Source organism: Duganella sp. AC237 (genome assembly GCF_979254035.1).
The window spans coordinates 6,903,524-6,928,033 of record NZ_CEEDEW010000003.1 but is presented as its reverse complement, the minus strand read 5'-3'; the positions used below and the strand labels follow the sequence as shown (position 1 = coordinate 6,928,033).

At 65.1% G+C, this 24,510-nt stretch carries 20 protein-coding genes and 1 pseudogene; 15 read left to right on the top strand and 6 right to left on the bottom strand.

Annotation, left to right across the window (positions count from 1 at the left end):
* Window positions 1-233 precede the first annotated feature (233 nt).
* From AC0IYS_RS30575 to AC0IYS_RS30550, 6 genes are all read left to right on the top strand, one after another.
* Window positions 234-2,048 (top strand): aminopeptidase P family protein, encoded by a 1,815-nt coding sequence (locus AC0IYS_RS30575; RefSeq protein ID WP_471708722.1) that lies wholly within the window; start codon window positions 234-236, stop codon window positions 2,046-2,048.
* Window positions 2,045-2,308: a hypothetical protein gene (locus tag AC0IYS_RS30570; RefSeq protein ID WP_471708720.1), complete on the top strand. Its 264-nt coding sequence runs from the start codon at window positions 2,045-2,047 to the stop codon at window positions 2,306-2,308. Before AC0IYS_RS30575 ends, AC0IYS_RS30570 begins: the two co-directional genes overlap by 4 nt.
* Window positions 2,309-2,317: 9 nt before the next feature.
* Entirely contained in the window at window positions 2,318-3,064 is a 747-nt protein-coding gene (locus tag AC0IYS_RS30565; protein WP_471708719.1) for an MgtC/SapB family protein, read from the top strand.
* A gap of 4 nt (window positions 3,065-3,068) precedes the next feature.
* Window positions 3,069-3,680 (top strand): DUF924 family protein, encoded by a 612-nt coding sequence (locus AC0IYS_RS30560; protein WP_471708718.1) that lies wholly within the window; start codon window positions 3,069-3,071, stop codon window positions 3,678-3,680.
* Window positions 3,680-4,513, top strand: a complete 834-nt coding sequence (locus AC0IYS_RS30555; RefSeq protein ID WP_471708716.1) for a Rossmann-like and DUF2520 domain-containing protein — start codon at window positions 3,680-3,682, stop codon at window positions 4,511-4,513. The genes AC0IYS_RS30560 and AC0IYS_RS30555 overlap by 1 nt, the downstream gene beginning before the upstream one ends.
* Before the next feature lie 274 nt (window positions 4,514-4,787).
* Entirely contained in the window at window positions 4,788-5,150 is a 363-nt protein-coding gene (locus AC0IYS_RS30550; RefSeq protein WP_471708714.1) for a hypothetical protein, read from the top strand.
* 16 nt (window positions 5,151-5,166) lie between these two features.
* On the opposite strand, the gene AC0IYS_RS30545 is transcribed toward AC0IYS_RS30550, so the two are convergent.
* Window positions 5,167-5,763: a molybdopterin-dependent oxidoreductase gene (locus AC0IYS_RS30545; protein ID WP_471708712.1), complete on the bottom strand. Its 597-nt coding sequence runs from the start codon at window positions 5,761-5,763 to the stop codon at window positions 5,167-5,169.
* A 42-nt stretch (window positions 5,764-5,805) separates the two neighbouring features.
* Between AC0IYS_RS30545 and AC0IYS_RS30540 the strand changes: the two genes are divergently transcribed.
* The 3 genes from AC0IYS_RS30540 (at window position 5,806) to AC0IYS_RS30530 (ending at window position 9,129) form a co-directional block, all read left to right on the top strand.
* Window positions 5,806-6,402, top strand: coding sequence for an alpha-ketoglutarate-dependent dioxygenase AlkB family protein (locus AC0IYS_RS30540; RefSeq protein WP_471708710.1), 597 nt, complete (start codon window positions 5,806-5,808; stop codon window positions 6,400-6,402).
* A 231-nt stretch (window positions 6,403-6,633) separates the two neighbouring features.
* Window positions 6,634-8,349: a methyl-accepting chemotaxis protein gene (locus AC0IYS_RS30535; RefSeq protein ID WP_471708708.1), complete on the top strand. Its 1,716-nt coding sequence runs from the start codon at window positions 6,634-6,636 to the stop codon at window positions 8,347-8,349.
* Window positions 8,350-8,544: 195 nt separating this feature from the next.
* On the top strand, window positions 8,545-9,129 hold the full coding sequence (locus tag AC0IYS_RS30530; protein ID WP_471708707.1) for an outer membrane beta-barrel protein: 585 nt from the start codon (window positions 8,545-8,547) through the stop codon (window positions 9,127-9,129).
* Between the two features lie 78 nt (window positions 9,130-9,207).
* Here AC0IYS_RS30530 and AC0IYS_RS30525 read toward each other — a convergent pair.
* Window positions 9,208-9,626 (bottom strand): annotated as a pseudogene (locus AC0IYS_RS30525) (winged helix-turn-helix transcriptional regulator).
* 123 nt (window positions 9,627-9,749) lie between these two features.
* On the opposite strand from AC0IYS_RS30525, the gene AC0IYS_RS30520 reads away from it, so the two are divergent.
* Complete coding sequence (locus tag AC0IYS_RS30520; protein WP_471708706.1) at window positions 9,750-10,484, top strand: SDR family NAD(P)-dependent oxidoreductase; 735 nt, start codon at window positions 9,750-9,752, stop codon at window positions 10,482-10,484.
* Between the two features lie 31 nt (window positions 10,485-10,515).
* The gene (locus AC0IYS_RS30515; protein WP_471708705.1) at window positions 10,516-11,115 is read left to right on the top strand and encodes an NADPH-dependent F420 reductase; all 600 of its coding nucleotides are present in this window, start codon (window positions 10,516-10,518) and stop codon (window positions 11,113-11,115) included.
* Between the two features lie 57 nt (window positions 11,116-11,172).
* Here AC0IYS_RS30515 and ettA read toward each other — a convergent pair whose 3' ends face one another.
* On the bottom strand, window positions 11,173-12,840 hold the full coding sequence (gene ettA, locus AC0IYS_RS30510; RefSeq protein WP_471708704.1) for an energy-dependent translational throttle protein EttA: 1,668 nt from the start codon (window positions 12,838-12,840) through the stop codon (window positions 11,173-11,175).
* Window positions 12,841-13,014: 174 nt separating this feature from the next.
* On the opposite strand from ettA, the gene AC0IYS_RS30505 reads away from it, so the two are divergent.
* Window positions 13,015-14,907, top strand: coding sequence for a M61 family metallopeptidase (locus AC0IYS_RS30505; protein ID WP_471708703.1), 1,893 nt, complete (start codon window positions 13,015-13,017; stop codon window positions 14,905-14,907).
* A gap of 69 nt (window positions 14,908-14,976) precedes the next feature.
* The gene (locus tag AC0IYS_RS30500; RefSeq protein WP_471708702.1) at window positions 14,977-15,576 is read left to right on the top strand and encodes a PEP-CTERM sorting domain-containing protein; all 600 of its coding nucleotides are present in this window, start codon (window positions 14,977-14,979) and stop codon (window positions 15,574-15,576) included.
* Window positions 15,577-15,598: 22 nt separating this feature from the next.
* Here AC0IYS_RS30500 and rarD read toward each other — a convergent pair whose 3' ends face one another.
* Window positions 15,599-16,480 (bottom strand): EamA family transporter RarD, encoded by an 882-nt coding sequence (rarD, locus tag AC0IYS_RS30495; protein ID WP_471708701.1) that lies wholly within the window; start codon window positions 16,478-16,480, stop codon window positions 15,599-15,601.
* Between the two features lie 232 nt (window positions 16,481-16,712).
* Here rarD and AC0IYS_RS30490 point away from each other — a divergent pair, with 232 nt between their 5' ends.
* Both AC0IYS_RS30490 and AC0IYS_RS30485 read left to right on the top strand, forming a co-directional pair.
* Window positions 16,713-18,593: a potassium transporter Kup gene (locus AC0IYS_RS30490; protein WP_471708700.1), complete on the top strand. Its 1,881-nt coding sequence runs from the start codon at window positions 16,713-16,715 to the stop codon at window positions 18,591-18,593.
* A 120-nt stretch (window positions 18,594-18,713) separates the two neighbouring features.
* Complete coding sequence (locus AC0IYS_RS30485) at window positions 18,714-19,586, top strand: FKBP-type peptidyl-prolyl cis-trans isomerase (protein ID WP_471708699.1); 873 nt, start codon at window positions 18,714-18,716, stop codon at window positions 19,584-19,586.
* A gap of 64 nt (window positions 19,587-19,650) precedes the next feature.
* Here the strand turns inward: AC0IYS_RS30485 and AC0IYS_RS30480 are convergent, their stop codons facing one another.
* Both AC0IYS_RS30480 and AC0IYS_RS30475 read right to left on the bottom strand, forming a co-directional pair.
* Complete coding sequence (locus AC0IYS_RS30480; RefSeq protein ID WP_471708698.1) at window positions 19,651-22,089, bottom strand: ABC transporter permease; 2,439 nt, start codon at window positions 22,087-22,089, stop codon at window positions 19,651-19,653.
* A 12-nt stretch (window positions 22,090-22,101) separates the two neighbouring features.
* The gene (locus AC0IYS_RS30475; protein ID WP_471708697.1) at window positions 22,102-24,495 is read right to left on the bottom strand and encodes an FtsX-like permease family protein; all 2,394 of its coding nucleotides are present in this window, start codon (window positions 24,493-24,495) and stop codon (window positions 22,102-22,104) included.
* Window positions 24,496-24,510 lie beyond the last annotated feature (15 nt).

Sequence of the window (24,510 nt, the reverse complement as noted above, 5' to 3'; positions counted from 1 at the left end):
ACCCCGTCCTAATTCGGGCAACACCGAGGAGATTCAAGCGATCTTCCGCAACCGGCGCCACATGCCGCAGCGTGCGGGTGTTTATCGGCTATCTGGTCGAGAAAATGGGCAGTGCCGTTTTCGGTGCGGCGCCCCGCATGCTTCAACGGTGATGGCAAACCAGGCGTAGGGCAATCGCGGTATCATAGCGACAAGCTATGCCGCATCGGCGGCGCACCGGATTCAAGCTACCCATGGATATTTCAGATACCACCCACGTCACCGAGCGCCTGGCGCTATTGCGGGCGGCGATGCGTCGGCGCGGCATCGACGCGCTGATGGTGCCGTCGGCCGATCCCCACCTGTCCGAATACCTGCCGGCCCGCTGGAAGGGCCGCGAATGGCTGTCCGGTTTCACCGGCTCGGTCGGCACCTTCATCATTACCACCGATTTCGCCGGCGTCTGGACCGATGCCCGCTATTGGACACAGGCCGAGCAAGAGCTGGCCGGCACCTCGATCCGGTTGATGAAGCTGACCTCCGGCGCCAGCGTGCAGTATGTCGACTGGCTGGCCGCCAATCTGCAAGCCGGCCAGACCCTGGCCGTGGACGGCGCGGTACTGGGCCTGGCGATCGCGCGCCTGCTGCGGCAGGCGCTGGAAGCCAAGGACGTCACCCTGCGCACCGATCTCGATCCGCTCGACGAGATCTGGCCCGATCGTCCCCCGCCGCCGGCGACGCAGGTCTACGAACACCAGCCGCCGTACGCGTCGAAAAGCCGCAGCGAAAAACTGGCCGAGCTGCGCGACGCGATGCAGCGGCTGGGCGCCGACCGGCACCTGATCTCGACCCTGGACGATATCGCCTATCTATTCAACCTGCGCGGCGCCGACGTCAATTTCAATCCGGTCTTCCTGGCGCACGCGCTGATCACGCCGACCCGCGCGACCTTGTATGTCGCCGACGGCAAAATCGCCGCAGAACTCATCAAACAACTGGCGGAGCAGGATATCTACGTCGCCCCATACGGCGCCATCGCCGGGGCGCTGGCCGACTTGCCGCACGACGCCACCTTGTTGATCGATCCGCGCCGCGTCACCTTCGGCACCCGCCAGTGCGTGCCGGTGGAAGTCCGTGTGATCGAGGCGATCAACCCCACCACCTTCGCCAAATCGCAAAAGAGCGAGCAGGATGCAAGCCACATCCGCGCGACGATGGAGCAGGACGGCGCCGCGCTGTGCGAGTTCTTCACGTGGCTGGAGCAGACGCTGGCCGATCCGCAGCGCGCGCCGCTGACCGAAGTGGCGATCGACCACCACATTACCGCTGCCCGCGCGCGCCGGCCGGGATTTATCAGTCCGAGTTTCGCCACCATCGCCGGCTTCCGCGCCAACGGCGCGATCATGCACTACCGCGCCAGCGAGGCGCACCACGCTGTGATCGAAGGCGACGGCCTGCTGCTGATCGACTCCGGCGGCCAGTATTTGGGCGGCACCACCGACATCACGCGCGTGGTCGCCGTCGGCGCCATCACCGCCGAACATAAACGCGACTTCACCCTGGTGCTCAAGAGCGTCATCGCGCTGTCGTCCGCGCGCTTCCCGCGCGGGACCAAATCCCCGATGCTCGACGCCATCGCCCGCGCGCCGCTATGGGCCGAAGGGCTCGATTTCGGCCACGGCACCGGCCATGGCGTCGGCTATTTCCTCAACGTGCACGAAGGCCCGCAGTCGATTTCGCAATCGGCGATGCCGGAGCCGCACACCGCTATGGAACCAGGCATGATTACATCGATAGAACCGGGCCTTTACCGCACGGGCAAATGGGGCATCCGGATTGAAAACCTGGTGCTCAACCGGCCCGCCGGCCAGACCGATTTCGGCGATTTCCTGCAGTTCGAGACGTTGACGCTGTGCCCGATCGACACCCGCTGCATCGAGCCCTCGCTGCTGCGCGACGACGAAAAGTGCTGGCTCAACGACTACCACGCCACGGTGCGCGGCCGTTTGCTGCCGCTGTTGTCCGGCGACGCGCTGGCCTGGCTGGAAAACCGCACGGTGGCGCTATGAGCGGCCGCGCAACCCGGGCCACGTCGGCCGTCGACCGCCTCAAGGTCCGCAGCGGCAATGCCAAGTATTCGATGTCGCGCACCGGCAGCGGCCACTTCTTCCTGACCGAGGGCCCCTGCGAGCCGCCGCTGTGCGCGCCGTTGGAGCTCGACGATTTCGTCGCTTTCGTCAACGGCATTTCGCCCGGCCCGCCAAGGCGCGTGAGCAAGCTCGATGTGGCGTTTGAAAAGCAGCTCGTCAAAAAAGCACCCAAAGAATAAAGGCTCGACATGCCCGCCATCGATTTCCTGAGCGCCTACTGGTCGCACGACGAGCTAGCGACCAACGCCGTCATCCTGCTCAATCTAATGGGAGCGCTGGCACTGGGGCTGATGGTCGGCTACGAACGCTCGTACCACGGGCGCGCGGCGGGCATGCGCACCTATGGCCTGGTGTGCATGGCGTCGGCCGCGCTCACCGTCATCGGCGGCTATCCGGGGCACTGGTTCGGCGGCCACGTGTCGCAATATCTGATCAACTCCGACCCGACCCGCATCGTGCAGGGCATCGTCACCGGCATCGGCTTCCTCGGCGCCGGCGTGATCATGCGCGAGGGCTTCAATATCAGCGGCCTGACGACGGCCGCATCGATCTGGGCCTCGTCGGTGATCGGCGTGATGGTGGGGGTGGGCTTCTATCTGGGCGCGATCGGCCTGGCGATATTGTGCGCCGGCTCGATGATCTTCCTGACCCGCGTGGAGAGGTGGTTGCCGTCGCGGCATGCGATCGCCATCACCATGCGTTTCAAGGCGGGGTATATGCCGCAAGAGCCGGCGCTGCGGGCGATGGCGCTGCAGCGCGGCTACGAGATCGCCGGCGGCTCGCTGATGATCGGCAGCGACGGCGGCCAGCAGGAGTGGCGCTTCGTCGCCATCGCATTGAGCAAGCGCAGTGGCGCGCCGATGGCGGTGCTGTCCGCCGAACTGGCCGCATTCGACGGCATCCACAGCTTCCAGCTATCGCACGCGAGGAACTAAGACGATGAATGAACAAGCCCAAGCCGTATTCGATTTCTGGTTTCAGCCCGGTCCCGGCCAGCCTGCCGACGCCCCGCGCCGCGAGTGGTTCCAGAAGGACGAAGCCTTCGACCGCGAAATCGGCAACCGTTTCGGCGCGCTGATCGCGCGGGCGCTGGCCGGCGGCCTGCTGGAATGGGATGCGGAAGGTCCGCCATCGCAACTGGCGCGCATCCTGCTGCTCGACCAGTTCACCCGCAACGTCCATCGCGGCACGCCGCAGGCCTTCGCCGGCGACGCGCTGGCGCTGCAAGCGGCCCAGGCGATGGTCGACGCCGGCCACGATGAGGCGCTGCCGCCGCTGCAGCGCGCATTTGTCTACCTGCCTTTCGAGCACGCCGAGGACATGGCGATGCAGGAGCTGGCCGTGGCGCTGTTCACGTTGATGGAAAACGAAGAACGCGATGTCGTATCCGCGGCCACCCTCAAGGGCATCGCGGGCTCGCTCGACTACGCGCAGCGCCACCGCGAGGTGATACGCCGCTTCGGCCGCTTCCCGCACCGGAACGCGATCCTGAACAGGCCATCGACCGCTGAAGAACAGGCCTATCTCCAGCAGCCCGGATCGGGATTCTGATGACGCCGGGTTTGAATGTGATCGGCGCCGGCCATGTGGGCCGCGTGCTGGGGCGCCTGTTCGCGCTACAAGGCTGCTTCACCATCCAGCAGGTGCTCACGCGCTCCGTGGCTTCCGCCCGCGACGGCGTGGCCTTCATCGGCGCCGGCGACGCGGTCGAGCGCTACGATCAGTTGCAACCGGCGGCGGTGCACGTGCTGGCCGTCGGCGACGACCAGATCGCCGGCGCCTGCGCGGCCTTGGCCCAAGCCGTGCCGCTGGTCGGCAGCGTGGTGTTCCATTGCAGCGGCGCGCTCGCGTCCGACCGGTTGCAGGCCGCGCGGGAAGCCGGCGCGCTGGTCGCCAGCGTGCATCCGATCCGCAGTTTCGCCGATCCGGCGGCGGTGGCCGCGCAATTCGCCGGCACGTTTTGCGGCATCGAGGGCGATGCCGGCGCGCTGGCCGTGCTCACGCCGGCCCTGACGGCGATCGGCGCGCAACCGGTGCCGATCGATGCCGCCGCCAAAACCGTTTACCACGCGGCCGCCGTCTTCGCCAGCAATTACCTGGTCACGGTGCTGGACGCCGCGCTGCGCGCCTACCAGGCCGCCGGCATACCGGAGCCGGTGGCGCGCCAAATGGCGCAGCCGCTGGCGGCCGAATCGATGGCCAATGTATTCCGGCTGGGCGCCGCCGCCGCGCTCAGCGGGCCGGTCGCGCGTGGCGACATGGCGACGGTCGAGCGCCAGCAGCGCGCCGTGGCCGGCTGGGACGCCGCTACCGGCGAGCTGTACCAGGCACTGGTGGCGCCGACGACCCTGCTGGCGCGCAGAAAACATCAAAAAATGCCCTGAGGCGTCCCCCGTGCACGCTTCGGCACTTATCTCCTTGCAAATTACTACATAACAACTATATTTTAGACAGGGTTGCCGGTGGTCTGGCGCCGTGTATGGTCATGCGTTGCAGTTTTATTGGTACGAATTCACAAATAAGTGGCGGGATTTGTCGACAAACGCGGCGATTCACAATAAGCTTGTTTCTCAGAATGTTTTCTTTGAGAATCAAGAAGTACACGATACAACACGTCAGCAAGACTGCAGCCGGCGCCAATTGGATAGGGGTAAGAACATGTTATTTTTGAAAAGTACGACCGTCACTAAGGCGCCAGGCATTTACGACGTCGACATCGCCGCCAAGCCGCCAGGCAAAACCTTCGGCGTCTTCATGGCCACCGATCCGGACAATCCGCCGGCCGAAGTGCTGGCAGCGCTGGCCGCGATGGGCTTCAAGAACACCTACAGCGGCGGCTACACCCACAAGGACCGCGGCAAGGTGCTGGACCTGCACTTCCAGAAGGACGGCACCGACCTGTTCCAGGGTTGGAAGGCCGAGGAAATGGAAGCCAACATGGCCGCCATCACCGCGCTGTTCGGCGGCATCGGTATCACCATCGCGCCGCGCGTGATGACCTTGGCCGAAGCGTACGCTTAAAACCTTCCGCGCGGCGTCACGCCGCCACTTCGATGTGATACAAGGCCCACGGGCAGGAGCCAAACCGCTCAGGCAGCGGTTTGCCTGCCATGTCGGGCACTTTGTCGGCATCGTAGATCGCCCATAGCGGACCGAGCCCGCCCAGCGCCATCGCCGTCCCGTCCAGATGGGTGGCAACGATGTAGCGCTGCGCGCGCGCCTGCGCCACCGTAATCGAGGCCGCGTAGCCATCCACCGCCCGCAGCACCAGCTTGACGTTGTCGCCGAGCGCGCCGCCGGCCGCCTTGACCACTTCCAGCAGCAGCGGGCCGCTCAGCGTGTGCGCCTTGGCGTCGTATTCCAGGGTCGGCTTGATGGTGACGGCGGGCAGCGCGGCCAGCGCCGCGAACGTGAACGCGTGCGCCTTGTCGAAACCCAGCTTTTGCTTGAACATCATTTGGTCGCGCACCGGGTTGAACTTGTCCCGGTTGGGCTTGTCGATGGCGCCGGTGACGGTCAGCAAGGCCGGGCCGGCGGTGGCGACGGCCGTGGCGGCGGCGCCGGCCGGGCCAGCGGGCAGGGCGGCGGCTAGGCCGCCGGCGACGGCGCTGCCCAGGAACTGGCGTTTTTTCATGCGGTTTCTCCTCGATCGCGTAGTGCCGGTATCATACCGCGCATGGACTTATTCGCCGACGACACCGCCCTGACGCCGATCCCCATCGACGATGGCGAACTGTGGTTTCAGCAACGGCTGGCGCTGGACTGCCCGGCGGCCGAGGTCATGCAACGCCTGCTCGACGAGACCGATTGGCGCCACGAACAGGTGCAGGTCTGGGGCAAACTGCACATGCAGCCGCGCCTGACGGCCTGGCATGGCGAGGCGAGCTATCGCTATTCCGGCAAGACCTTCCATCCGCTGCCGTTCACGCCGCTGCAACTGCACATCAAAGAGGCCGTCGAGCGCGCCACGGGACGCCGCTTCAACAGCGTGCTGCTGAACTACTACCGCGACGAGCGCGACAGCATGGGCTTTCACGCCGACGACGAGCGCGAACTGGGGCCGGACCCGGCCGTCGCCTCGGTCAGCTTCGGCGCGCCGCGCACTTTCATCCTCAAGCACCGGCGCCTGCCGAAAACCGTCAAGCTGGCGCTGGGCGACGGCTGCCTGCTGTTGATGGCGGGCACCCTGCAGCAGCACTGGTTACACGGCATCAACAAAGAGCGCACGCCGCGCGGTCCCCGCATCAACCTGACCTTCCGCATGATCCGCTGAACCGTTGGTCAATGGCAACAGCTTGCAAGGTGCAAGACCAAATAAGCGGGTCACGACCGGCGGCCCGATGTGTTGAACAAACCCGCGCCTGCCGCCGTTTTTTGACGCAGTGCGCCTCGATGTTCTGGACAACTTCGCCAGGCGCCGCGCCGCCGTCGTTTGACGCGGTTTTTCGAGGAATACAGCCGCCGTTTCCGCTGCTATCTTTGCCTTCTCAAAACGGGAGGCGTTATGTTTAGAAGCATGAAAGTGGGTACCAAGCTGATCGCGGGATTTGTGTTCGTCTCGATACTGGGCGCGATCGTCGCCTGCATCGGCATCTTCAGCATGGGCGATATCAACGACCAGGCCGACAGCATGTACTCGGAGGATCTGATGGGCCTTTCGTACATCAAGGAAGCCAATATCAACCTGATCTACGCGGGCAGGTCGCGCAACAGCTTCCTGCTGGCCACCACCACCCAGGAACGTGCCGGGCATCGCCGCGACATCGACAAATACCTGTCCACGGTCGACGACTATTTGCAGAAGGCGCGCCCCTTGTTCATCAGCCAGGAAGGGAAAAAACTGCTCGACGACTACACCAGTTCTTCGCGCGAGTACAAGCAATTGCTGTCGCGCGCGCTCGCCCGGGCGGAGGCCGAGCCGCTGGCGCAGCGCAGCGATGAACTGACCGGGATGCTGGTGGCGGCGCGCAAGCAGGCCGACGTGCTGGACGACATGCTGACCGCGATGACCAAGATCAAGGAGGCACGCGCCAAGCAGAAATCCGACGACACCACCGAGCTGTTCGAATCGAGCCAGGAACTGATGATCGGCCTGGTGCTGGGTAGTTTGTGCCTCGGCCTCGGTCTGGGTGCGCTGATCGCCCGCGCGCTCACGCGCCAGCTGGGCGGCGAGCCCGCCTATGCCGCCGACGTGGCCGGAAAAATCGCCGGCGGCGACCTCACCGTCGACGTCGCGCTGCGCCACAACGACCGCGACAGCGTGCTGTTCGCCATGAAAACCATGCGCGACAGCCTCGGCGGCATTGTCGGCGAGGTGCGCGCCGGCACCGACATGATCGCCACCGCCTCGTCGCAGATCGCCAGCGGCACCCAGGACCTGTCGGCGCGCACCGAGCAGCAGGCCGGCGCGCTGGAGGAGACCGCCTCCTCGATGGAGGAGTTGACCTCCACCGTCAAGCAGAACGCCGACCACGCGCGCCAGGCCAACCATCTGGCGCTGTCGGCCTCGGAGGTGGCGCAAAAGGGCGGCGCGGTGGTGGACGAGGTGATCGGCACGATGGGCGCGATCAACGAATCGTCCGGCAAGATCGCCGACATCATCGGCGTCATCGACGGCATCGCCTTCCAGACCAATATCCTGGCGCTGAACGCGGCGGTCGAGGCGGCGCGCGCGGGCGAGCAGGGCCGCGGTTTCGCCGTGGTGGCCACGGAGGTGCGCAACCTGGCGCAGCGCTCGGCGGCGGCGGCCAAGGAAATCAAACAGCTGATCGACGATTCGGTGAGCAAGGTCGACGCCGGCGCCAAACAGGTCGACCAGGCCGGCGTGACGATGCGCGAGATCGTTGCCAGCATCCAGCGGGTGACCGACATCATGGCCGACATCCAGGCGGCCAGCAGCGAGCAAACCACGGGTATCGAGCAGATCAACGAGGCGATCGTCCAGATGGACCAGGTGACGCAGCAGAACGCGGCGCTGGTGGAGCAGTCGGCGGCGGCGTCGGAATCGATGCAGGACCAGGCCAGGAGGTTGTCGCAGGTGGTCAGCGTGTTCCGGCTGGAGCAGCGGCACGCGGCGCTGGCCGCGCCCGCCGCGCCGGTGTCCCGTCCGGCGCTTGCCAAGCCGCCCGCCCGACCGGCCAAGGCGCCGCTGCGTGTGACCGATGCCGGCAAAAACAAGGCTGCGGCAAGCCCCGCAACTTCCGATTGGGAGGAATTCTAAGAGTTCTTAAGCTTGGCTTAAGTTTGGCGAAGCGGCGATTATACCATGAAACATATGGCTTACACTTGGTCACACTTATTACTAATTCGGTCGTGACGGGCGATGGTCGGAGTGCTATCTTGAACACATCGCAATTCAAAGAACTGCGATCCCAAGCAAGTCCCACTTCAATCATTTTGCTGAAAGATCGATATCATGAAAAAAATTCTGTTCGCATTAGTCGCTTCCGCTGCCGCCCTGAGCGCCACTTCCGCCTTCGCCGATGACGCAGGCACCGGTTACATCGGCGCCGGCGTGGTGGGCAGCCGTTACGAATTCAACGCGCCGAACGCGCTGAGCGGCGACAACCACAGCGGCTACAAGGCCGGCGGCAAGGTCTACGGTGGTTACAACATCGACCAGACCTGGGCTGTGGAAGCGGGCTACACCGACTTCGGTAAAAAGTCGTACAACTACACCTCCAACGGCCTGCCTGGCGGCGTGCGCACCGATGCGCACTCCTACTACCTGGCCGGCAAGGGCACCTGGCCCGTGAACCAGCAGATCGCGCTGTTCGGCAAGCTGGGCGTGGCGCGCAACACCAACGAAGTGACCACCACCGGTTTCTCGACGGTGAGCGGCGACAAGGACAAGACCGCGCTGTACGCGTCGGTCGGTGCTGAATATGCCGTCAACAAAAACGTCAAAGTCTCGCTGGAATATGAAAACTACGGCAAGAACGACATCGATACCGGTCGTAAGAGCGGTGCTGTGACGGCGGGCTTGCGTTACGCGTTCTAAGTTTCAAGCGTTCAAGCAATAGCAGCAAGAAAGCCACCGCGAGGTGGCTTTTTTCGTTCGGCGCCGCGTGCGCGACGGTCAGCGTAGCTTGTTGATCAGCCGGCGCGGCGCCTGTTCCACATCCTCCTCGGGCAAACTGGCGCGGCGGGCGAAGATGGCGGCCATCTCGGCCATGTGCTCGCTTCCCCACGTGCACAGCGGGACGATGGCCTCGGCCAGGCTGCCCCCCAGCGGCGTCAGCGAGTAATCCACGCGCGGCGGCACCTCCCTGTAGTCGTTCCGTGCAATCACGTGGTCGGCCTCCAAATCCTTCAATTGCTGGATCAGCACCTTGTCGCTGACGCCTTGGGTCAGCCGTTTGAGCTCGCCGTAGCGCTTGGGGCCGTCGCGCAGGAAAACAGGATCAGCGGCTTCCACTTGCCCGAGATGATGCGCAAGGTGGCGTCGAGCCCGCAAGAAAAACCACCGGTGCCGCAGGTTTCATGGGTCGTCATCATTTTTCCAGAAAAGGGGTACTTACCAAAAAGTGCATACTTGTCCTTAGGTTAGCAGCTCGTTATATTGGCCGTCAAGGAAGCAATCCCTGCTTCCTTCACCCTGCAACGAAAAGGACACCTGTCATGACCAGATTGAATGGAAAAACCGCCGTCATCACCGGCGGCGCCACCGGCATCGGCCGCGCCGCCGCCAAACGCTTCATCGAGGAGGGCGCCTTCGTCTTCATCTACGGCCGCCGCCAGGACGCGCTCGACGCCGCCGTCGCCGAGCTTGGTCCCAACGCCCGCGCGGTGAAGGGCTCGGTCTCGGACGAGGCCGACCTCGACCGGCTCTACGCGGCAGTCAAGGCCGAGCGCGGCACCCTGGACATCGTCTTCGCCAACGCCGGCGCGGGCAGCCAGGGCCGGCTTGGCGAAATCACCGCCGCCCACATTGACGAAACCTTCGACACCAACGTGAAGGGCACGATCTTCACGGTCCAGAAGGCGTTGCCGCTGATGGGCCAGGGCGGCTCGATCATCCTGACCGGCTCGAGCGCCGGCACCACGGGCGCGCCGACCATGAGCGCCTACAGCGCCAGCAAGGCGGCGGTGCGCAACCTGGCCCGCACCTGGGCGGAAGATCTGAAGGGCACCGGCATCCGCGTCAACGTGCTGTCGCCCGGGGCGACGGCGACCGAGCTGGCGAAGGCGGCGTTGGGCGAGGAGGGGCAAAAGGTCTACGCCGCGATGACGCCGCTCCAGCGCATGGCCGATCCGGCCGAGATCGGCGCGGCGGCCGCCTTCCTGGCGTCGCCGGACAGCAGCTTCATGACCGCCAGCGAGCTCGCCGTCGACGGCGGCCTGGCTCAACTGTGATGCGCCAGGCAAGCGCACGAAAGGAGCATCTATGACTTACGCAATTATCGGCTTCGGCAGCGTCGGCAAGGCGCTGGCCAAGGCGTTCGCCCGCAGCGGCATCGAGGTAGCCGTCGCCACCACGCGCGACCCGGCCAGCTTTGCCGCCGACGCGGCCGCGATCGGTCCCGGGATCAAGCCGGCCACACTGGCGCACGCCGTCGAGGCCGACGTCATCTTTTTGGCGGTCCGGTTCGAGTCGCATCCGGATGTCGCCAGGGCGTTGTCCAGCTGGAAGGGCAAGACCATCGTCGATGTCACCAACGCGTATGGCGTGCCGCCGGAGGAACTGGGCGGACAACCTTCCGCCAGGGTGGTCGCACAGGCGTTCACCGGTGCAAAACTGGTCAAGGGCTTCAACCATCTGGTCGCCGGCGTGCTTGAGCAAGATCCGGCCGTCCACGGCGGCAAGCGCGTGGTCTTCCTGGCCAGCGACGACGACGGCGCGGCGACGGAAGTCGCCACGCTGGCGCAAAAGTTCGGCTTCGCGCCGGTCAAACTGGGCGGTCTCGCGGAAGGGGGATTGCTGGTGCACGCGCGCGGCAATAGCTGGGGCCATCTGATCTTCAAGGACCTGATCAAGTTCGACTGACGATGTGAAAGGGGGCAGCTAAACCAGCTGCCCCCTATATCGATTACACCACCGTGCTTATACGGTCAGCGGCTTGTAACGGATACGCTTCGGCTTGGCGCCTTCCTCACCCAAGCGTTTCTTCTTGTCGGCTTCATATTCCTGATAGTTGCCGTCGAAGAAGGTGACCTGCGAATTGCCTTCGAACGCCAGGATGTGCGTGGCGATACGGTCCAGGAACCAGCGATCGTGGGAGATCACCAGCACGGAACCGGCGAACTCGAGCAGCGCGTCTTCCAGCGCGCGCAAGGTTTCGATGTCCAGATCGTTCGACGGTTCATCGAGCAGCAGCACGTTGCCGCCCTTGAGCAGGGTCTTGGCCAGGTGCAAACGGCCGCGCTCGCCGCCGGACAGGTTGCCGACGATCTTCTGCTGGTCGGAACCCTTGAAGTTGAAGCGGCCCAGGTAAGCGCGCGACGGCATGTCGAAGCGGCCGACGGTGAGCATGTCGGCGCCGCCGGAGACGTCCTCGAATACGCTCTTGCTGTCGCTCAGGGTGTCGCGGTTCTGGTCCACCAGCGAGACGCGGGCGGTCTGGCCGATGACCACTTCGCCGCTGTCCGGCTGGTCCAGGCCGGCCACCATCTTGAACAGCGTCGATTTACCGGCGCCGTTCGGGCCGATGATGCCGACGATGGCGCCAGGCGGGATCGTGAACGAGATGTTGTCCATCAGCAGGCGGTCGCCGAACGCTTTCGAGACGTTCTTGAATTCGATGACTTCGTTGCCCAGACGCTCGGCCACCGGGATGAAGATCTCCTGGGTCTCGTTGCGCTTCTGGTATTCGTACTCGCTCAGCTCGTTGAAGCGGGCCAGGCGGGCCTTGGACTTGGCCTGGCGCGCCTTCGGATTCTGGCGCGACCATTCCAATTCCTTGGCCAGCGCTTTTTGACGCGCCGATTCGGTCGATTCTTCCTGCTTCAGGCGGTTGGCCTTCTGGTCCAGCCACGACGAATAGTTGCCCTTCCATGGAATGCCATGGCCACGGTCCAGTTCCAGGATCCATTCGGCGGCGTTGTCGAGGAAGTAGCGATCGTGGGTGATGCCGACCACGGTGCCGGGGAAGCGCAGCAGGAACTGCTCGAGCCATTCGACGGACTCGGCGTCCAGGTGGTTGGTCGGTTCGTCGAGCAGCAGCATGTCGGGCTTCGACAGCAGCAACTTGCACAGCGCCACGCGGCGCTTCTCGCCGCCCGACAGCACGCCGATCTTGGCGTCCCATGGCGGCAGGCGCAGCGCGTCGGCGGCCATTTCCAGTTGCAGGTTCAGGTTGCCGCCGTCGGAAGTCGAGATGATCGCTTCCAGACGGGCCTGCTCGGTGGCCAGCGCGTCGAAATCGGCGTCCTCTTCGGCGTAGGCGGCGTATACGGCCTCCAGCTTGGCTTGCGCCTCGAACACTTCGCCCAGACCCGATTCGACTTCCTGGCGCACGGTTTTTTCCGGATCGAGCTGCGGTTCCTGCGGCAGGTAGCCGATGTTCAGGCCCGGCATCGGCACGGCTTCGCCCTGGATGTCGGTGTCGATGCCTGCCATAATTTTCAGCAAGGTCGACTTACCCGAGCCGTTCAGACCCAGCACGCCGATTTTTGCGCCTGGGAAGAAGGACAGCGAAATATCTTTCAGAATCTGGCGCTTGGGCGGGACGATTTTGCCCACGCGGTTCATGGTGTAGACGTAATTTGCCATTCAGGGGGAGCTTTCAAGAGAGTAAGGGATAATCCGTATCCAGCATTATAGGCGCAGCGGACAGCGCCGGACACATTGCGCGCGCATCCGGACACCCGGTTTCAGCAAATTCAAGGACTTAGCGATGGCACGGATCCTGCTCATCACGGCTGTTCTTTATTCACATCAACATCCATGAAAAATACGATTTGCGCAGTCCTGTTTTGCATCACCGCAGCGGCGGCCACGGCGGGCACCGCCGCCTTGCCGGCGCCGCGCGACATCCCCTTCAAGGGCGAGATCAAGCTGAGCGTCGATGCCACCGACCAGGTTCATAAAATCCTGCGCGTGCGCCAAACCATTCCCGTCCAGGGTGGAAGTAAGATGGTGCTGATGTATCCGCAGTGGGAAACCGACAGCCACTCGGCCACCCAGGAGCTGACCGGGCTGGCCGGCCTGATCGTCAAGGCCGGCGGGCGGCGCATCGAATGGCTGCGCGACGGCGGCGATCCCTACGCCTTCCATATCGACGTTCCCGCCGGCGCGCGCGAACTGGAGGTGGAATTCCAGTTCCTGTCGCCCACCGCCGGCAACGTGCTGATGAGCCGCGACATGCTGACCTTGCCGTGGCAAAAAGTCGCGCTGTATCCCGCCGGCTGGTTCATCCGCAACATCGCCGTGCGGGCGGAACTGAAACTGCCGGCGGAATTCCAGTACGCCACCTCGCTGGAGACGGCCGCCTTCCACGACCAGCTGGTGTCGTTCAAGCCCATCACGTTCGAGGACCTGGTTGATGCGCCGGTGCATGCGGGACGCTACTTCAAGCGCATCGAGCTCACGCCCGGCGCCGCCCGTCCGGTGCGTCTGAACATGATCGCCGACAATGAAGCCGCGCTGGCCATCCCGCCGGACCTGCTGGACAAATACCGCGCGCTGGCCACCGCGCTGCCCGGCTTGTTCCGCTCGCAGCACTACCGCCATTACGATTTCCTGCTGACCTTGTCCGACATCCTGCCGTCGGCCGGTGGGCGCGAACATCAGGAATCGAGCGAAAACAACCTCGCGCTCGACTTTTTCACCCGGCCGGACGCGCATCTGCCGATGGCCGACCTGATCGTCCACGAATACGCGCACTCGTGGAACGGCCGCTTCCGCCAGCCGGCCGACCTGTGGTCGCCGACGATGAACCAGCCGGTGCGCGGCAGTCTGCTCTGGGTGTACGAGGGGCAGACCGAATTCTGGGGCCGCGTGGTGGCCGCGCAACTGGGTTTCCGCACCCGCCAGCAAACGCTGGACGCGCTGGCCGTCGATGCCGCCAACGCCGTCGCCCGCACCGGCCGCCAGTGGAAGTCGCTGGCGGACACCACCAACGACCCGCTGTACATGCCCGGACGCCAGATGCAATGGCGCGACTGGCAGCGGCGCGAAGATTACTACGGCGAGGGCGTGCTGCTGTGGTTGGACGTAGACATGCTGCTGCGGGAGCGCACCGGCGGCAAGAAAAGCCTGGCCGATTTCGCCGGCGCCTTCTTCGGGGTGGGTGGCAACGCGCTGGTCACCAGCACCTACAGCTTCGCCGACGTCTGCAAGGGACTCAACGCCATCGCGCCCCACGACTGGGCCGGGTATTTCAACACGCGCCTGCGCGCCCACGATGACAGCCACCTGCTCGACGGCCTGGGGCGCGCCGGCTACCGCTTGGTCTACACCGACGAGCCGACCGAATATTTCGTTCAAAACGAGGGCTTCAACGTCCGCGGCATGGATTTGAGCGCGTCGCTGGGGCTCACCGTGGGCAAGAAAGGCGTGGTCAGGACGGTGGCGTGGGAGGGACCGGCGTTCCGCGCCGGCGTCGGCATCGGCGCCAAACTGACCACGGTCGGCGGACAGCCGTACAGCGACGACGCGCTCAAGCAGGCGATCAAGACGGCGGCCGCGACCAAACAGCCGATTTCGCTCGGCTTCGAGGCCGACGGCCAGCAGCAAACCGAGCTGATTCCTTATTACGGCTCATTGCGCTACCCGCGTCTGGAACGCATCCCCGGCAAACCCGATCAGCTGGAACACCTGCTGACGCCCATTCGTTAAATTAATAGAATGATAATTAACTTTTAGATATGTTACATTGTAATTTCCATAACCGATACGGGGATTACAATGTTTATTCGCACACTGGCCCTTGCGGCCGCTCTGCTTGGCGCGCAGGCGGCGCAAGCCGGCACCATCTTTTACGACGATTTCAACAACGATTACGCGGCAGGCAACAAGACCGATTTCCTGCATGGCTGGAAAGTGCCGGTCGGCACGGTGGATGTGGAAACCCCAGGCTGGTATCCACAGGTATCGAACAGCGGCAATTTCGTCGATCTCGACGGCACGAGCTATGTCGGCGGCCTGTTCGTGAACTCGGTGTACGTGACCGCCGGGACCACCTACGAATTGCGCTTCGACTTGGCCGGCAATCAGCGCTCGTGGGGCGTGGACACCGTGGTGGTGGCCTTCGGCAGCACGTCGCAGATTTTCAACGTGCAGGACAATCAACCGCTGACCACGCTGTCTTTGTGGTACACCCCGCTGATCGACGGCGTCGCGTCGTTCAGTTTCCACAACCTGGGCGGCGACCTGCGCGGCGCTTTGCTCGACAACGTGTCGGTGTCGGCCGGCGTATCCGCCGTGCCCGAGCCGTCCACCTACGCGATGCTGCTGGCCGGCCTCGCGGGCGTGGGCGCCATGGCGCGCCGCCGCCGCGAAGGCTGATCACCAGCCGACAACTTGGCAACTAGACAGCCGGCGCCCGCCGGCTGCTCCACAGTCCCTCTGCCACGTACAGCGCCAGCGCGGCCCAGATGATGACGAAGCCGAGCAGGCGCGCCGGCGGAAACGCTTCGTGGAACACCCACACGCCCAGCAGCGCCTGCATGGTCGGCGACAGATATTGCAGCAGCCCCAGCGCGGCCATCGGAATCTTGCGCGCGCCGGCGGCAAACAGCAGCAGCGGAATGGCCGTGATCGGCCCGGCCGCCGCCAGCAGCCAGCGGGTGCTGTCGAATTCGCTGTTGACGAAGGTGTTCTGGCCGCTCATGGTCAGCCAGACCACATAGATCAGCGCCAGCGGGAACAAAATCATCGTTTCCAGCGACAGGCCCTCGAGCGCGGCGAGCGCCGCCGTTTTGCGCAGCAGGCCATAGGAGCCGAAGGTGATGCCCAAAATTAAGGCAATCCACGGCACCTGGCCGGCCGTCCACGTCAGCCACAGCACGCCGCACGCCGCCACGCCGATCGCGATCCATTGCGCGCGCCGCAGTTTTTCCTTCAGCACCACCACGCCCAGCAGCACATTGACCAGCGGATTGATGAAGTAACCGAGGCTGGCGTCGATGACGTGGCCGTTGTTGACCGACCAGATGTAGACGAACCAGTTGGCCGACAGCAGCACGGCGCTGGCGACGAAGCTGGCCAGCACGCGCGGGCGGCCCAGGGTTTGCGGCAGCCACTTCCACTGGCGCCGCGCGGTCAGCACGATGGCCAGGAACAGCAGCGACCACAGCATGCGGTGCGCCAGCATTTCCAGCGCCGGCACCTCGGCCAGCGCGTGGAAATACAGCGGGAACAGTCCCCAGCAAAAGAACGCAAAGGCGGCGTAGGCAATACCTGGATTCATGGTGCGCAGCGGCGTAAAGGGGCGGGCCGACATTATCGCCCAATTAACCCGGGCTTGCTGGCCGCAGGGCAACAACGACGTCCCGGCAGCGCGCCAAACTCGCGCTCGCGGCCACAGCAGCGTACACTGACGCTATTGACTAATTGGAACGCCTGCGTATGCCAAAATCTCCTTGCCTTTTGCAAATAGTTATCCTATTGTGCAACGCACCAAAACAACAACAGGTGCAATCTTGACCGAGCAACACAAGAAAAGCAGTGTCGCCGCCCTTACACTGGCGGCGGTCGGCATCGTCTACGGCGACATCGGTACCAGCCCCCTCTACACCCTCAAGACCATCTTCGACCCCGATCACGGCCTGGTGTTGAACGAATTCAACCTGCAGGGCATCATTTCGCTGATTTTCTGGGGCCTGACGATGATCGTCTCGCTCAAGTACGTCACCCTGGTGCTGCGCGCGGACAACCGCGGCGAGGGCGGCATCATGGCGCTGATGGCGCTGGCGCTCAATTCCGTCACCAAGGCGGCGCCGCGGTGGCACTTTCCGCTGATGCTGGTGGGCGTATTTGGCGCCACCATGTTCTACGGCGACAGCGTCATCACGCCGGCCATCTCGGTGCTGGGCGCGATCGAGGGCCTGGAAGTGGCCGCGCCGGGCCTGGAGCAATACATCGTGCCGTTGTCGATCATCGTATTGGTGTCGCTGTACGCGCTGCAAAGCCAGGGCACGGCCGGCATCGGCCGCTGGTTCGGACCGATCATGGTGATCTGGTTCGGCGCGCTGGCCGTCATGGGCGTGATCAACATCGTCGCCGCGCCGCAGATCCTGTACGCGCTCAATCCGGTGCACGCCTTCCACTTCATGCTGGAAAACCGCATGATCGCCTTCGTCGCGCTGGGCGCGGTGGTGCTGGCCTTCACCGGCGCCGAGGCGCTGTACGCCGACATGGGCCACTTCGGCAAAAAGCCGATCCGCGCGGCCTGGTTCCTGATCGTGTTCCCGGCGCTGGCGCTGAACTACCTTGGCCAGGGCGCGCTGCTGCTGACGCACCCGGAGGCGGTGTCCAACCCGTTCTTCAACCAGTTGGGTTCATGGAGCGTCTACCCGCTGGTGGTGCTGTCGACGATGGCGGCGGTGATCGCCTCGCAGGCGACCATCTCCGGCACCTTCTCGATGACCAAGCAGGCCATCGCCCTGGGCCTGCTGCCGCGCATGCGCATCCTGCACACCTCGGCCACCGAGATCGGCCAGGTCTACATCCCGGCGGTCAACTGGCTGCAGCTTGTGGTGGTGCTGATGGCGGTGATCGGCTTCGGCTCGTCGGACAAGCTGGCCGGCGCCTACGGCATCGCGGTCACGGCCACCATGCTGTGCACCACCGTGCTGACCTTCTTCGTGATCCGCTACCGCTGGCACCTGCCGCTGTGGCTGTGCTTTGGCGCCACCGGCTTCTTCGTCGTCATCGACATCCTGCTGTTCTCGGCCAGCACGCTCAAGCTGTTCCACGGCGGCTGGTTCCCGCTGCTGCTGGCGATCATCCTGTTCACCATCATGCTGACCTGGAAGCGCGGGCGTGAACTGGTGTTCAAGAATCTGCAAAAGCACGCCATCCCGCTTGAGGAGTTCCTGTCGTCGCTGTTCGTGGCGCCGCCCACGCGCGTCTACGGCACCGCCATCTTCCTGCGCGGCGAAAGCGACGGCGTGCCGCACGCGCTGCTGCACAACCTGTCGCACAACAAGGTGCTGCACGAGCGGGTGGTGTTCTTCACCGTGCATATCGTCGAGGAGCCGTGGGTGTCGGAGGCCGAGCAGGTCAAGGTGATCGACCTCGGACACCAGTGCTACCAGGTCAATGTGTTCTACGGCTTCAAGGACGAACCGGATATTCCGAAGGTGCTGGCGCAGTGCGAGTGCCTCGGCCTGCCGTTCGAGATGATGGAAACGTCGTTCTTCATCGCCCGCCAGACGGTCATCTCGACCCCCGGCCACGGCATGGCGCCATGGCGCGAGCATCTGTTCGTGACGATGTCGCGCAACGCCCGCGGCGCGGCCGACTACTACCAGATTCCGCCCAACCGCGTCATCGAACTTGGCACGCAAGTGGAAATATAAGCACACAATCGGCGCTAAAAGATGTAACCGAATGTAGTGCTTGGGGCGGCGGTGCCGGCGTCTGCTAAACTTCTGCTCCTAAAAGCTTGCACGAATATGAACTGTTCATCAAAGGTCATCATGAAATCGAAGTTTCACATTATTGTTGCTGTTGCTTGCCTGGCGATCTTGACGGCCTGCGGTGGCGGTTCGAAAAAATCCGATCCGGTCGTGGTGCCGCAGCCGGCCTACGCGGTCAAGGATGTTACGGTCGGTCCGGCCAGCGCTCCTGTGGCGGAAAAGGGCGACCTGGTCGCCGTCGCCTACACCGGCTACCTGTACGACGCCACCAAGACCGACGGCATCGGCGCCAAGGTGGAAAGCTCGATCGACAGCGGCACCACGGCGCCGCCGTTCACGCTGGGCGTGGGCGGCATCGTGCCGAATGGCTGGGACCTGGCCGTCGCCGGCATGCGCGTCGGTGGCGTGCGCCTGGCCACCCTGCCGGACAACCTGGCCTACGGCGCCACCGTGCGCGCGGCGCAAACGGTCTTGGGCGTCCCCTACGCCGCGCTTCCGGCCAATTCGCCGCTGGTCTACGAGCTGCGTTTGATCAGCGTCATCAAGCCTAACCAACTGCCTAATCAGCCGGGTGGCACGACGCTCGCCATCACCGAAGTTTTGGCGGGTACGGGCGCCGCCGCGACGGCCGGCAAAACGGTTTCTGTCGTTTACACCGGCTATCTGTATGACGGCACGGCCACTGGCGGCAAGGGCAAACAGTTTGATACCAACCGCGATACCACACCCGCGAAGCCCGCTTTGCAGTTCGTGATCGACGCGTCGCCACTGCAAGTGATCCCCGGCTTCAACCTGGGTGTGAAGGACATGAAGGTCGGAGGAAAACGTACGGTCTACATTCCCGCGACCCTGGGCTACGGCTCTGCGGCGCAGACTGGCATCCCGGCCAACTCGAATTTGATCTTTGACATCGAACTGACGTTGGTCAACTGATAGAGCTAGATAGAACAACGATGGCAGCCAATCAAATGGCTGCCATTTTTTTCGTCTATACGGCTTAGTCGCGCAGCGCCAGGGCCGGCGCGATGCGCATCGCCGCCAGCGTGTGGCGCGCGGTGGCCAGCGCCACGATCAGCAGCGCGACGGCCAATGCCGCCGCCGGCGCCCAGGCGCCCAGCGGCGTGCGCTCGACAAATGGCGCCAGATAGTGCTGGATCGCCAGCGCGGCCGGCGGCAGCCCGACCAGCGCCGCGACGCCCGTCAGCAGCAGGAATTCCCGTCCCACCAGCGCGCCGATGGCCGCGCGGCCGGCGCCATGCAGCTTGCGCAGCACGATCTCGCGCGCGCGCCGCTGCACGCTGTTCGCCGCCAGCACGTAGATGCCGAACGCCGCCAGCGCGAACACCACGGCGGTGGCGCAGGCCAGCATGCTGGCCACGCGCAGGTCGTCGGCATAGGCCTCGGCGTGGTAGCTGCCGGCGCGCCGTATGATCGGCGGGGATGTCGGGAAGTAGCGCAGCGCGGTCGCGGCGATCGCCCGCTCCAGCGCCTCGGCCGCGCCGCGTGCCGATGGCGCGGCGCGCATCCGCACCGTCAGCAGGCGGCTGCTCTCCGCCGGCAGGTACAGCGTTGGGCCGACCGGTTCGCGCAAGGTGTACCAGCGGATGTCCGGCGCCACGCCGACGATGCGCCAGTTGGAGTCGGGCAGGCGCTGGCCCAGCGCCTGTTGCATCGACTTCCAGCCCAGCGCCGTTACCGCCGCCCGGTTGATGACGATATTGCGCTCCGCATCCTTGCCGGCGCCGGCGTTGTTGTCGATGCGTGGGTCGAGCAGCCGCCCGGCGATGGCGGACAGGCCGTAGACATCGAAGAACTCCGGGCTGACGAATTGCGCCGCCATGCCGGCGGTACTGCCGTCGGTACGCCGCAGCGAAACGCTACCACGTGTGCCGGTGTGGTCGTCGCGGCCGGGCACAAAGTGGCTGTCCGCCACGCCGGCGACCTCCGGCAAGCGCGCGACGGCGTCGCGGAACGCCCGCGCTTGCGCATCGCCCAGCCCTTTGCTCATTTCCACCACCAGCAACGGCGCCGGATCGAAGCCCGGCGGCGCCCGGCCGGCGAACTGGGTCTGCCACAGGATCGCCAGCGCCATGCTGCCGGTCGCCATCGCCGTGGCGAACTGCAATGCCGTCAGCACGCGCCGCAGCCACGCGCCGCCGGCCGTCTCGCCGCTGCGGTGGGCCAGCGCAGCGCCCATGTCGATGCCGCGCGCCAGCCAGCCCGGATACAAGCCCGCCAGCGCGCCTACTACCACGCCGGACAGCAGGCCGGTGGCCAGCGACAACGGCGTGAAGACGCCGTCGAGGCGACGGTCCAGCAGTTCGGAACACAAGGGCAGCAGCAGCCATGCCATCAGTATGCCCAGCGCGGCGGCGGCCAGTGACAGCAGCAGCGATTCGGCCATGAACTGCGTCAGCAGCCGGCGCGTGCTGGCGCCCAGCACGCGCCGCACGGCGATCTCGCGCTGGCGGCGCAGCGTGCGCACCGTCGCCAGGTTGACGTAGTTGACCACGGACAAGCCAAGGATCAGCAGGCCGGCCGCGCCCATGGCCAGCACCAGGCGCATGTCGCCGCGCGGGCCGCTGCCCATGGTGTTGGCGACGCTGCGGTCGAAATAGGCATCTGCCAGCGGCCCGAGCGCGACATCGACCATCTTGCGCCCGTCCAGCATGGTCGTCATCTCCGGCGTGGCCATGCTCTGCCACGGCGCGCGGTCGACGACATCCTGCAGGACCTTTTGCAGCGCCGTCGCGCTGACGCCGGCGCCGGTCTTGACGTAGATGCGGCCCTCGATCCCCATCCAGTTGGACAGTGCCCGCTGGCGCTCCGCGTCCGGCCACAGCGCGCTGCCGATGCCGACCATCGCGCCGAACTGCAAGGTGCTGTTGCCCGGCCGGTCGTCCAGCACGGCGCGCACCTGCAAGGTTTGACCATCGATGTCCACGGTCTTGCCAAGGGCATCGGCGGTGCCGAACAACGCTAGCGCGGTTCGCCGCGTCACCGCCAGGCCGTCCGGCAAGTTCAGAGCCTGTTGCAGGCTGCCTTCCCGTGCCCGCAGGCCGGCAATGCGTTCAAAGGCTGGATCGACCGCCATAACCTCTAGTTCGCGCGCGCGGCCTTTCAGCGACGCCGTTGTCTTGTGCGGCCACCACACGCTGGCTTCCAGCGGCAAGCCGCTGCGCAGTGCCACTTCGCGTATTGCGAACGGCGTGTATTCCATCCACTGCGGCTGCGGAATGAAGTTGAGCCGGTGTTTGATCACGTAGACGCGCTCGCGCTGCGGCACGTCGCGGTCGTAGCTGAACGAGTAAGCCACAAACCCCAGTAGCAGGAAGCAGACCGCGAAGCCGGTCGCCAGCCCCAGCAGCTCGACGGCCGATTGAAATGGTTGGCGCACCAGCAGGCGCCAGCCGATGCGAAAGTCCCTTGGTTTCATCTCGTCTCCTTTTCAGTCGCGCAGCGCCGTCGCCGGCGACATGCGCAATGCCGTTACCGTGTGACGCGTGGTCGCCAGCAGGGCCACCAACGCCGCCATCGCCAGCGCCGCCGCCAGCGTCCACATCCCGATCGGCGCGCGGTCGGTATAGCTGGCGAGGTAGCGTTCGATCGCCAGCGCCGCCAGCGGCAGGCCGATCAACGCCCCGGCGCCGATCAGCGACAGGAACTCGCGGCCCATCATCAGCGCGATATCGAGACGCCGCGCGCCGTGCAGCTTGCGCATGACGATCTCGCGCCGGCTGCGTTGCACGCTGTAGGCCGACAGCACGTAGATGCCAAAGGCCGCCAGCGCGATCGCCACGGCGCTGGTGGTGACCAGAATGCGCACCAGGCGCGCATCGTCGGTGTAAGGTTCGGCCAGCACCGCCTCCTGCGTCGTGATCTCCAGGATGTCGTCGGGGAAGTGGCGGCGCCATACCGGCTCGATAGCGCCGTAGGCGTCTGCCAGGCGGCCGTCGGTGCGGACCGACAGCACGCCAGCTGGCCGGATGCCGTACATGATCGCCTTGGCCGGCTGGCGCAATCCCTGGAAGCGGATGTCCGGCGCGATGCCGTTGATTCGCAGTCCGCTGGGTGTCGTCTGGCCTACCGCATCCTGTGGCGAGGCATATCCGAGCGCTAGCGCGCCGGCCTGGTTCAGGACCACGCCGCCGAGGTTTTTGGTGTCGTTGGGATCGTGGGCGGGGTTGAACAGCTGCCCGTGGAGCGGCCGTATCCGGTGCACCTCGAACCAGTTCGGCGAGACGTACTTGGCCTCCATGGGGATCTCCCTCCCGTCCTTGGCGACGACTGTGTTGACCAATTTGAGGCCGTCGCGGCCCACTGCTTCGGAAATCGCAGCAACTGCCTCCACTCCCTGCACACGCCGCAATTGTTCGATAAAGGCGGTGGCCGCCGGCTTGCCCTCGGCGCCGTCGGGAAGCGATAGCGAAAGCAGGTTGGCGGTATCGAAGCCCGGCGACGCGTGGCTGGCGAACCAGGTTTGCCAGCCCACCGCCAGTGCCGTGGCGCCGAGCGTCATCGCGCTGGCGAATTGCAGCACGGTGAGCACGCGGCGCACCCACAGCCCGGCCGCCGTCTCGCTGTTGCCGCGTCCCGCCAGCGACACCCCGGGCAGCGAACGCAGGGCGATCCAGGCCGGGTAGGCGCCGGCGCAAACGCCGATGAAAACCCCGAACGCCAGCGCGATCGCGCAGCGCAGCGGCGTGAACATGCCGTCCAGCGTGCGGTTGACCATATCGGAGAACACCGGCAGCAGCAGCCACGCGAGCATCAGCCCCGCGACGGTCGCGATCAACGCGGTCAGCACCGCCTCGCTGAGGAATTGTTGAACCAGCCGCGCCGCGCTGGCGCCGAGCAGTTTGCGCAGGCCGATCTCGCGTTGGCGGCGCAAGGTGCGCACAGTGGCCAGGTTCACGTAGTTGATCGCCGCCAGCAGCAGGATCAGCAAGCCGCCGGCGGCCATGCCGAACACGGTGCTTTTGTCGCCATGCCGCTGCGCCGCGCGGCTGTTGAGCAGCTCTTCGTCGAAGTAGGCGTCGCGCAGCGGCAGCAGCTTGATGTCCGAGACGTTGCGGCCATTGAGCGCGGCGCCCATCGGGCCCGCCTTGACGCGCTGGTTCATCGGCGATTTCTCGGTGGCGTCCTGCAGCAGCGTGGCCAGCGCCGCCATCGACGCACCGGGTTTAAGCTTCATGTAGACCGTGCCGCGCGCCCAGTTGGTAAAGGCGGTCGCGCGCTCCGGCCAGGCGCTGCTGGCGCTGCCGATCAGCGCCTCGTAACGTTGGCTGGAGTTGGCCGGCGCATCGGGCAGCAACGCGCGCACTTGCAGCACGTTGTCGCCGACATTGACGCTGCGCCCCAGCGCCGGCGCATCGCCGAACAGCTTGCGGGCCGCCGTCTTGGTCAGCGCCAGGCCATCCGGCTGCGTCAGCGCCTCCCGCAAGTCGCCGGCCGACGCGGAGATACCGAACAACGAACCGAAGGCCGGATCGACCACACTCAGGTCCATCGCATGCAGCCTGCCGTCGGCGCGCAGCGGCTTGTCGATTCCCCGGACGATGGTGGCCTGCTCCACCAGGCCGCTGGCGAGGGCGATGTCGCGCAGCGGCAGATAGCCGATGGTTTGCCATTCCGGACGCGGAAAGACATTGATGCGCTGCTTGACGGTCACGACGCGCTCGTTGTCCGGCGCGCTGCTGTCGTAGTTCAGGCAAAAGGCGACAAAACCGAACAGCAGGAAGCAGGCCGCGAAGCCGATCGCCAGCCCGCCGGTGACGACGATGGAGTAGGCCGGCTGTTGCAGCAGCAAGCGCCAACCGATGCGGAAATCGCGCAGTGTCATTCTGTTTTCCTTATT